This window comes from Ligilactobacillus murinus DSM 20452 = NBRC 14221 (assembly GCF_001591685.1).
Taxonomy (GTDB): domain Bacteria; phylum Bacillota; class Bacilli; order Lactobacillales; family Lactobacillaceae; genus Ligilactobacillus; species Ligilactobacillus murinus.
The window spans coordinates 1-10700 of the sequence record NZ_BCVJ01000056.1 but is presented as its reverse complement, the minus strand read 5'-3'; the positions used below and the strand labels follow the sequence as shown (position 1 = coordinate 10700).

Genomic DNA, 10700 nt, shown 5'->3' with positions numbered 1-10700 from the left:
TGCTGATCGATAACAAATAACTTATCAATCACAACTACTATATTGTAGCAAAATCATTTTTATCTGTCAACCACTTTTTTGAATTAATTTTGAATAAAAATTCAAAACAAACAATCAAGCGACGACTTTTATATCTTATCAAAATCAAGATTCGATGTCAACAGATAAATTTTATTTTTTTCGATCACTCAAACGAATTAGTTATCCGCTCAAGCAACGATATTAACTATACAGGTATTTCTAGCTATCGTCAACACCTTTTGCAAAAAAAATTAAGTTTTTTACCTATCCGAATTTTTATAACTACTCATGCAAAAATATACGCTTTTCAACCGCAAACAAAAAGACGATCCATTACATTAGATCGCCTTTTCTATAACTTATTTATTATTTCTCTTAAATAAGTGGCTCAAATTGCGCCGTAAAACTTGGAAAAAGGTCAACGAGCGGACCATGTTCTGGGGCGCAACATACTTTTGCATCGCTCGTAATAACTTCTTTGAATCTTTGGCTGCAAACGAAAAAGTCCCATCTTTTTTCGTTTGGATCGCAAAGCGGGGGATAAAACGTCCCCTAAACATAACTGAGGCGATCACTTTATCGACTTCATCCCAAGGTATTTGGATATACTTGTTCACATCGCGTTCATTAAAGAATTCAAAACCCTTATTTCCGATCATGATCTTACCATAATCGGTCAACCCCATATAGGAAGTCCCAGCCATCACTAGATCGACTTTAGAATTAATTGATTGCACCATTTATATTTCCCTCGATTACTTATCAAATTTAGTCTCAGTATAGCACAAAACGGCCTTATTTCATTTACATGAAACAAGACCGTCTTAGCAGTCGCTTAAAGTAAACCGACCACGTGGCCTAAAATACCTACGATAAAGATCGCAATGATAATAACGATCGGAGAAACTTTCTTCTTCAAAAGCCACATACATAAGAATGTCAACAAGAGGGCTGCTAAGCCTGGGATCAAGGAATTCAAGTTATCTTGTAAAGTCGTTACCTTTTCTGGCGTCAAGGATAGACCTTTACCATTTTTGTATTCGATCAAAGCTTGTTTGATACCTTCTGCACCCTTAGGCAATTTATCCCATTCGATATAAGCGCCTTGTTGGAGTTTAACGGTCGAAACTTTCGGGGTAAAGGTAATACCCAACGTTCGATCAAACCACCTAAGACGAACATACCCATAATAGAAGCTAAACTTGTGACATATTGCAACATACCACCAGACATATCATCTGTGATCTTAGAACCAGCCTTATAGCCAAATTCTTGTGTATACCACATAAATGCCCAACGGATGATGTTCCATGCAACAAAGAAGATGATCGGGCCTAAGATGTTACCACCCATTGCAAGGGAAGCACCCAAAGCACCTAACATTGGACGTAAGGTAAACCAAAAGACTGGGTCACCAACACCAGCTAAAGGTCCCATCATACCAACTTTCACACCTTGGATCGCTGCATCGTCAACTTCGGTCCCGTTAGCACGGTCTTCTTCCAAAGCAAGCGTCACCCCTAAAATAGGTGAAGCAACATATGGGTGTGTGTTAAAGAATTCCAAATGACGCTTCAAAGCGGCAGCGCGGTCTTCTTTAGTTTTATATAATTTCTTGATAGCTGGGATCATTGAGAAGCACCAACCACCATTTTGCATACGTTCATAGTTCCAAGAACCTTGAAGGAAAGTCGAACGCCATGCGACAGCTAAACGATCTTTTTTACTTAATTTAACTCTGCTTTCAGCCATGGTATCTTTCCTCCTATTCGTAATCATTTAAAATATCGCCAAGTGGGTCACCTGTATTGCTTGAACCGCCGTTATTACCGCCGTTACCAGCGTTCTTCTTAAGTTCAAGATAGATAAGACCAAAGGATACACCTAAAGCACCTAAAGCGATCAAAGTTAAATCAGAAACAGCAGCGATCACAAAACCGATCGCAAAGAATGGCCAAACTTCGCGGGTCGCCATCATGTTGATGACCATTGCATAACCAACGGCAACGACCATCCCACCACCGATCGTCATACCTTCATTCAACCAAGCAGGCATTGATTCCAAGAAACCACGCACTGCAGATGAAGGAATAACTAACAAAGCAGCAGCAGGAATAGCGATACGTAGACCTTGCATAGCGATCCCGATGATCTGCCACACTTCGATCTTACGGAAGTTACCTTCTTCAGCGGCAGCATCCATAAAGTGCACGATCGGAACAGCGATCGTACGTGCTAACATTGTTAAGAACAAACCAGCAACAGCTAATGGGATAGCGATCGCGATCGCAGGACCCACACCTTTAACACCTTGGCCACCTTGGACCAAAATAATAGCTGAGGCAACAGCGGCTAAAGCAGCATCAGGTGCAACCGCAGCCCCGATATTAGCCCAACCTAAAGCGATCATTTGTAATGAACCGCCTAAAATAATTCCGGCTTCTAAATTACCGGTCACTAAACCGATCAAAGTACATGCTACCAATGGTTGGTGGAATTGGAATTCATCCAAGATACCACCCATACCAGCAAGAAAGGCAACAAGAACTACTAAAATCATTGATATAGCAGACATGTTATAATCCTCCTAATTCGTATTGTATTTCCAAGTTATCTACATCTTCAATTCTTGACGTGCTTTGTTTAAGATCGAATCCATGTTTTCTGGTGAATCACTTGGAACTTTACGGACGTCAAATTTAACGCCGTCTTTCTTCAATTTTTCGAATGTTTCAACGTCATCTTTATCCAAAGACAAAACTTTGTTAACGGCAACTTTGCCGACTGAGTGAGCCATTGAACCAACATTTAAGGTATCGATGGCAACACCACCTTCGATCGCCTTGAGCGCATCTTGTGGAGTTTCAAACAAGATCAATGCCTTTGTATCGCCGAAACGAGGATCTTTTGCAACTTCGATCATCTTTTCGATCGGCACAACATTTGCATGTACTCCAGGAGGAGCTGCCTCAACGATCATGTTCTTACGCAATTTATCATGCGCAACGTTGTCGGAAACAACGATGATCCGATCTGGATTTGTTGATTTGGTCCATGATGTTGCCACCTGACCGTGTAACAAACGTGAATCGATCCGAGCCAAAACATATTTGATCTTACCATCACCTAAAACTGTACCTGGTGGGATCGCCCCTGTCGGTTGAGCCTTCGCTGTGTTAGCAACACTAGCTTCTTTCTTAGGTTCAAGAGATTCTGGTTTTACTCTGACACCATCTTTGCCCGCATTGACTAAATGAGCTGCGATCTCTTGGGCTTTTTCCATGGAGAATCGCGATGCATAAGCTTCGATCACCATTGGCAAGTTCATCCCAGCCACGATCGCCCATTTATCTTTGTGTTGTTCAACCAAATTATTAGCTTGGTTGAAAGGTGTACCGCCCCAAAGATCGACTAAGAATAATACTTCTTCTGGATCATCAAATGATTTGATGGCTTCTTCCATCTTAGCTCTGATATCATCAGGACCTTCGCTTGGCATTAAGGTAACATGAGCTACATTTTCTTGTTGGCCAAAGATCATTTCACCAGATTGGAAAATGCCGTCTGCAAAACTACCATGACTTGCTAAAATAATACCAACCATTGTTACGCCTCCTATAATATTTTCAAAACTTAACTCAAAACATTTACTAATCGTGATCTAGCTTATCTTTGACTAGACCCTTGTCACAAAGTAACTTCCACAGATCGCGTTTAGAATCACTTGAGACCTTGCGATAATCAAGCTCGATCCCACGCCGTCTGATCCAAGCTAATGCTAAAACATCTTGCTCATTGACAGCGATCGTTTCGGTGATCATCTTGCGGGTCGCATCAAAACTAAGTGATCCTAGATTGACGCTTGTTGTATTCAACCCACCAGCGATCAAACGCATCGCATCCACTGGAGTTTCGACGAGCACCAAAACTTTATAATGCTCAAAGCGCTCATCTCTGCACAACCGTAACATCTTAGAAACGGTAAGCACATGAACTTTGATCCCCGGTGGTGCGGCTTGCATCAAAAGCGTCTTTCTGATATTATCACCAGCCGCTTGATCACAAACCACTAGGATCCGCTCAATCGCAGTATTTTTAGCCCAATCTGTTGCGACCTGTCCATGGAGCAAACGCGAATCGATCCGCAATAACTTTACATCCATGGCATCACCTTCAGATCCTTGACTGAACCGATACCTTGACGACCAACACTTATTAGTTTTTCGACTAATTCGGCTAAACTGAGCGCTTCAGTCCGCAAGGTGCAAGCTTCCAAAAGCATCGCCAAATTGACTCCGCCAACTGCCGCAAAACGCTTCGGATCGCGCTTAACAAAGCGGCGCGTTGCTAATAAGGGATTGCCACCATATAGGTCACATAAAAACAAGACTCGATCAGTTGTAGCAAATTGCTGTAAGCTAGTTTCATATTTATCTTCCAAAGTAGCTAAGTCTTCCGCTGGCTCAAAGGTCACCGCAATGACTTTTTCTTGTCGCCCTAAAATTAAATAAGAAGATTTGATAAGTTCTTGCGCTAGATCACCATGACTGGCAACGATCAAACCTAACATCATCCTCATCTCCTTTGAAAAATAATTCCTTACACTTTATATATAGCAAATACCGTGCCAACTTTTGTGTATCACGCTAGATCCCCTAATAAATAAAGCAAAAAAATTTCATATAAAAATAGTGATACACTTTATTTTGTGTATCACTATTTTGTGTATTAGCTTTCGACCATTTCTGTATCGACTAATTTGGCAATATAATACGCTTCAGCTGGCGGAAATTTTAAATTAAGTTTAGCTTCTAAATATTCATTGGCTAATTTCAGCACCTGTGGCCAATCGCTTTGTTCAAATTCATTAATTTGCTCCGCACTCAACGTTACCGGTGCCGATAACAAGACCCGCTCGATCGCACCTCCAAGATGCATGATCAACGCCAAGCGCCTAGCATCCGTTAATTTTAGTTGCCGTTCTTTAGCTAACAGATCACAGTACTGCCAAAGCACACCGATAACTTTTTTAGGATTGATAAAGGTATAATATTGTTCTAAATAATTAGCAGCAGTAGCTTGATCGACTTTAGGTGCCGGCGTTTTAGATTCAACATACCAAGTCTGACTGTTTTCTAAATGCTCGATCAATTGGCGTTTACCACGGTCACCTTGAAAGAGCTCTTCTAATGAGATATACGGTACCCCTAGGTTAGGGTCAGCGATCCCCGTCGTGGCAATGATGCGATACTCTTCATTTAGTTCGCTTATCTTATCATTCATCCCGACAACTGACATCGTTAAGACCGAAACATCGTCAATAAGTTGATCAGCCAAGATCTCATCCAGCATTTGTTTGATCTTTTCAGCCGTCCCTTTCCCTGTCGAACACAGTGCCAAGATCGCCCGTTGCCTAACATCTTCTAGCTTACCTTGCGTAGGCTCTTCGGCTTTGCGAGAATATCCATTAAATTCATTTAACTCGTGATAGACCAACTCAAGATCACTATCGATCAAAGCTGTTTTCCGAGCGGCCTCTAAGACCATAGCGGTAGTCACCATATCGATCGTTTTGACCTTGATATCAGTTTTATCTGTGATCTTGGCACTAAACGTACTGAGCGAGCCCATGTCGACTAGTAACAAGACCCCATTACCACGATCGACTTGTTTGACTTTAGCGATGATCTCATTTAATGCCACCGTTGGACTCATCTCAAGTGACATATCAAACGCCGCTAAATTATCGACATTCAACAACCCGGTCACTACCTGGACCATCGAGGAAGCAGTATGATTTCCATGTGCGGCAACGACGACCCCGACTTTCCCATGTTTAGGCACAGAATTCAACGAGATCAAAAGCACCGCTAGATAGTAGACTTCTGAGGCTGGTACGAGAAAATCATAGTGGTCTTCTAGCATTGCTTTGATCTTCTCAGCTAGCTTTAAGTCAGCAGGATAGTCTCTGACCATTGCCACCAGATCATCTGAGACTTCACGCATCGGGCGCCCCGATTGGACACGTTTGATAAATGAACTCAGATGTAAACTCATCGCATAGATAAAGTTCTCACCAACATGGTAGCCACAATCATTTTTCAGCATCTGCATGATATCTTTAGTCAACTGTAGTGTATCTTGATCGACTAATTCATTTAAGTTCTTTTCGGTCCGCAAGATCTTGTTATCGCGGTAAAATGACTTCAAGTGGACATTGATATCTGTCATGATGAAGTTATTGATCGCACCTTGTTCTAGACCCTCTTCCTTTAACAAAGCAGCTTTATTGCCGATGATCTCATAGAGATTATAAGGTAGCTCATAGCGATCACTTTCATTGATGCTTTCAGCTGCTCCATCGGGTTGGATCAATAAGACTGGCTCTAGTAATTGCGATAATTTGCCTAGGCGAACACGATCACTTGCCAAACGTGACATCCCATCCTTAATGTTTTGGGGAAGTTGCTCAAATTTTAAATTGATCTGTTCGGCTTGATCGACACTATTCAAAAATCCTTGTGCACAAACCAGCTGGATATTTGATTTCAATTGACCCACATTACCAAATGTGACGCTCCCTAACAAAGCTTTCACAACATCTTCGGTCACTGTGATATTTTTTTGTGTCCGGTTAGCCTCTAACGTCAACAAACGTTTCAATAGCGCAAGTTGCTCTCTTACACTGCGCGCTTCAAATTGGGGCATCTGGATCGTGATCGGGATCCGGCGCATAAAGGTCTTTAGAAGCGAACTTTCAGGATCTTCCGTCGTAGCACAGATCAAACGAACATCAGCATGATGGACCTTCGTGATCTCCCCGAGCTTGCTGTATGTCCCGTGATCCATGAAATAAAAGATCATCTCTTGGCCTTCTGGGGGTAAACGATGGACTTCATCTAAAAATAAGATCCCACCGTTTGCCTTTTGGATCAGCCCCTCACGATCTTCTTGGGCACCGGTAAAGGCTCCTTTGACATAGCCAAATAAATGTGACATCAGTAATTGCGGATTATGTGCATAGTCAGCACAGTTGAACGTCACAAAATTTTTATTTTCGACCATCGCCTGATTGACCGCAAATTGATGCATTGCATTAGCAAAATAGGTCTTCCCCGATCCCGTAGGCCCAGTGATCAAAACATTTAATCCATGAGGCGGATATAAGATCGCGGCCTTAGCTTGCTCGATCTGTGTTTTTAAGCTATCCTTTTGTCCGATCATTGTATCAAAAATACTTGGTCTAAGTACCGGTTCAGCAGGATCAGGCATTTTTGAGCCAGTTTGTGGGATCAGTGTATCAGTTTCAGCTGCCAGACTTTGATACTTTACCGGTCGGCCAGCGAGCTTGCTCAATTTTCCTGCCCGGACCAATACATTGAGCTCTTTACTGACATTATTGCGTAAGATTCCTAGATCATCTGCGATCTCTTTTGTCGTAACCGCTTTATTTTTAGTTTGGACATAAGCTAAGATCTTCTCTTTTCGTGTCATAAAATTCCATTCCTTTTGATCATTATGCTATTAGTGTATCACTTCTGTATCAAGCGAAGCAAAGAATTGCAACTGCTAGCCCTTAAGCTATTTTTTGGTTAAAATTGAGATAAATCTACTATAAGATAAGAAGGTCTTGTGATGCCAAATATTACTAGCAAAGAAAAACGTGACCGCCTACTTTTTATCATCAAAGTATTGCGTCAGCATGAAGTCTTACGTAACTTTTTAAAACAAAAAGATCCTAAAGAAGTTCGCCTCGCACTCGAAAAACTAGGTCCCACTTTCATCAAAGCGGGACAATTGCTCTCAACGCGCCCCGATCTGATCTCACCTGCTTTTATCAAAGAATTTCGCAAGCTCCAAGATAATGTTCAGATCGATCCTTTTACCACTGTCCAAAAAACGCTTGAGGCTGAATATAACTGTCCATTGACCGATATTTTTCTTCAATTTGATGAACGGCCTTTTGCCTCTGGTTCGATCGGGCAGACACACCATGCTTTACTTCACGATCACACTCCAGTCGTCGTCAAAGTCCAACACCCCAATGTTTCCGAACTCGTTGAAACGGATCTTTCTTTATTCAAAGAAGCTTTACGGATCTTAAAATTCGTCCCTGATCTAAGTGTGATCGATCCTAAAGAGATCTTCACTGAGATCCAAACATCCCTTTTAACTGAGATCGATACTCAGATCGAGCTCAAAAATGGACTCGAATTTTACCGTCTAAACAACAATGACGGGATCATTAGAGTGCCTAAAGTTTACCCTAAATACTCCGCTAGTAAGATCTTAGTCAATCAAGCCATGCCTGGACAAAGTATCAAAAAACTAACAGCTACCAAAGCCACCAAAGCGGATAAACCTTTACGTACGATCTTAGCTAAAACTTTAGTCAAAAATTTCATCAAACAAGTCTTTGTCGATAATTACTTCCACGCTGATCCTCATCCGGGAAATATATTATTTTACCAACTTCAGCCCGATGATCCTGAATATAACGAACTCCAGCCTACACACCAATTCAAAAAACAACTCAAAAATACAAGTATTGAAGCTACTTCTGCCACGACATTACCACCATATCGCTTGGTCTACTTGGATTTTGGAATGATGGGCCGTTTGACCAAAAATCTCGCCGATGGGATCGCCCAGATCGTCATTGCCTTAAACACTAAAGATACACGCCAGATCGGTAAAGCTGTGCTGGCTGTTTGTAACCGGACTGGCCCCGTCGATGAAGAAGATTTTTATAATGAACTCGGTGTCTTTTTGACCCCATATCTCAACTTAGGCTTGGGCCAGATCGACCTTGCAAGTTTATTGTTCAGTATTGTAAATCTCTGTCGCAAAAATAACTTGCAATTAAAATCAGAAGTAACTTTATTGATCAAAGCCTTTGCTTCTTTAGAAGGCATAGTCGCTACCTTAGATCCTGAATTATCTTTGATGGAGGTCGCGCGACCGTTTGCCCGTGAGTATTTCAAAAAGCAGTTCAACGTCAAAAAGAGCTTGGAAGAGTTAGGCTTTGAACTCTACCAAGCTTCAAAAGTAGCTCCGAAGATCCCACTTAAATTTGAACAGCTCCTTGACGTTTTGACGCAGGGACAAGGAAAGATCGCCTTTAAACTTAAAGATCAAGATAAATTACTAGATCGCCTCGAAAAGATCGTCAACCGCGTGATCTTGGCTATTATTTTAGCCGCTTTGATCATGAGTTCCTCGCTCTTAGTTCAAGGCAGTGCTGCCCATCCCGCCATTTATAATATTGGGGTCTTAGGTTATCTCTTAGCAGCGATCGTTGTCATCATTTTGATCATCAGTGAATTACATCGACATTTCAAAAAATAGACTACAAAAAACAGGCTTAAGCATAGCACCCAAGCCTGTTTTTTTATCATTGTTATTGGATCTCGATCTTATTAGCAGTCGCAACAGCATCCTTTTTCTTAGGAAGGGTCACTGTCAAGACACCATCTTCATATTTAGCGGTGATCTTATCACGTTCAACATCAGGGAACCGGTATTGCCGACTGACCCGACCATATGAACGCTCGCTTGCAAGCAAATTGCCAGCAGCATCGCTTTGGTCACTAAAGCTATCCCGCTTAGCTGCAACTGTCAAAATATCATTGCGATAATCTAGTTGCATATCTTTCTTATCGACCCCAGGCAGATCGATCAGCAACCGATAACTCTTTGGGGTCTCCTCCACGTCAGAACGCATCTTTAGCTCTGAGTCGTCAAAGTTGAAAAATGAACGTCCTAAATTATTGAAAAATGCATCGCTACCATCCATTAGATCAGAGAAACGATTCGATAATTCATTTGCCATAAATAAGACTTCCTTTCATTTCTTCACCTTCATTGTAGTTCTTTTATTTTAGAATGCAAGGATTTAATTTTTAAGATTTTGCAAAATACACTTTACTTACAAAAAGTACGTGTTATAATTTAGATATAAACTAACGAAAAGAGGAATTTACGATGACAAATCCAGTAAATCAAGAACTCAAGCAACGTCGCTCGATCTATGCCTTGGGCAAAAATGTTTCCCAAACGCCAGCTCAGATCAGTGAAACGATCAAAGAAGCGATCCGCCAATCCCCAACGGCTTTCAACTCCCAAACAGTCCGCGCTGTTATCACTTTTGGTGAAAATTCCGATCGTGTTTGGGATATCGTTGAAGCTGAATTGAAAAAAGTTACTCCAGCTGATCGTTTTCCTGCGACTCAAGAAAAGATCGCCTCATTTAGAGCTGGTTTTGGTACGATCTTATACTTCACCGAAACCCAGACGGTGCACAAATTAGAAGCAGATTTCCCACTCTACGCTGCTAACTTTGCCAACTGGGCTGAACAAGGACTTGGCGGGGCTCAACAAGCGGTTTGGACCGCATTAGCTACTGAAAATATCGGTGCTTCCTTGCAACACTATAATCCGTTGATCGATGAAAAGATCAAAGAAGCCTTTGATATCCCTGAAAGTTGGGAATTACGAGCCCAAATGCCATTTGGTTCGATCGAAGCACCTGCTGGCGAAAAAGAATTTTTACCCGATGATGTTCGCTTCAAGATCTTCGAATAATTCGTATTATTTTTAAAAACATTAAACTAGAATTTTTAGGATAAAGAAAGCCATCTTCAAATTCCGCATGTTGGAATTTTGAAGATGGCTTTTTA

9 protein-coding genes and 1 pseudogene are annotated in these 10700 nt (G+C 41.5%); 2 read left to right on the top strand and 8 right to left on the bottom strand.

Going from position 1 to position 10700, the window contains the following annotated elements; genetic code table 11:
- Positions 1 to 380: 380 nt before the first annotated feature.
- From LMU01S_RS08885 to LMU01S_RS08855, 7 genes and pseudogenes are all read right to left on the bottom strand, one after another.
- Complete coding sequence (locus LMU01S_RS08885; protein ID WP_056959147.1) at positions 381 to 761, bottom strand: DUF956 family protein; 381 nt, start codon at positions 759 to 761, stop codon at positions 381 to 383.
- A gap of 95 nt (positions 762 to 856) precedes the next feature.
- A pseudogene (locus LMU01S_RS08880) lies at positions 857 to 1773 on the bottom strand (PTS system mannose/fructose/sorbose family transporter subunit IID).
- 13 nt (positions 1774 to 1786) lie between these two features.
- Positions 1787 to 2596 carry a PTS mannose/fructose/sorbose transporter subunit IIC gene (locus LMU01S_RS08875; protein ID WP_056959145.1) on the bottom strand — a complete coding sequence of 270 codons (810 nt, stop codon included), beginning with the start codon at positions 2594 to 2596 and terminating at the stop codon, positions 1787 to 1789.
- Between the two features lie 39 nt (positions 2597 to 2635).
- Complete coding sequence (locus LMU01S_RS08870) at positions 2636 to 3625, bottom strand: mannose/fructose/sorbose PTS transporter subunit IIA (protein ID WP_056959144.1); 990 nt, start codon at positions 3623 to 3625, stop codon at positions 2636 to 2638.
- 46 nt (positions 3626 to 3671) lie between these two features.
- A complete protein-coding gene (locus LMU01S_RS08865; RefSeq protein ID WP_056959143.1) occupies positions 3672 to 4184 on the bottom strand; it encodes a PTS sugar transporter subunit IIB in 513 nt (170 codons plus the stop codon).
- Entirely contained in the window at positions 4175 to 4591 is a 417-nt protein-coding gene (locus LMU01S_RS08860; RefSeq protein WP_056959148.1) for a PTS sugar transporter subunit IIA, read from the bottom strand. The genes LMU01S_RS08865 and LMU01S_RS08860 overlap by 10 nt, the downstream gene beginning before the upstream one ends.
- A 158-nt stretch (positions 4592 to 4749) precedes the next feature.
- The gene (locus LMU01S_RS08855) at positions 4750 to 7515 is read right to left on the bottom strand and encodes a sigma-54-dependent transcriptional regulator (RefSeq protein ID WP_056959142.1); all 2766 of its coding nucleotides are present in this window, start codon (positions 7513 to 7515) and stop codon (positions 4750 to 4752) included.
- Positions 7516 to 7656: 141 nt separating this feature from the next.
- On the opposite strand from LMU01S_RS08855, the gene LMU01S_RS08850 reads away from it, so the two are divergent.
- Positions 7657 to 9369 (top strand): ABC1 kinase family protein, encoded by a 1713-nt coding sequence (locus tag LMU01S_RS08850; RefSeq protein ID WP_056959141.1) that lies wholly within the window; start codon positions 7657 to 7659, stop codon positions 9367 to 9369.
- A gap of 52 nt (positions 9370 to 9421) precedes the next feature.
- Here LMU01S_RS08850 and LMU01S_RS08845 read toward each other — a convergent pair whose 3' ends face one another.
- A complete protein-coding gene (locus LMU01S_RS08845; protein ID WP_056959140.1) occupies positions 9422 to 9853 on the bottom strand; it encodes an Hsp20/alpha crystallin family protein in 432 nt (143 codons plus the stop codon).
- A 152-nt stretch (positions 9854 to 10005) separates the two neighbouring features.
- Here LMU01S_RS08845 and LMU01S_RS08840 point away from each other — a divergent pair, with 152 nt between their 5' ends.
- Positions 10006 to 10605 (top strand): nitroreductase family protein, encoded by a 600-nt coding sequence (locus LMU01S_RS08840; RefSeq protein WP_056959139.1) that lies wholly within the window; start codon positions 10006 to 10008, stop codon positions 10603 to 10605.
- Positions 10606 to 10700: the final 95 nt, after the last annotated feature.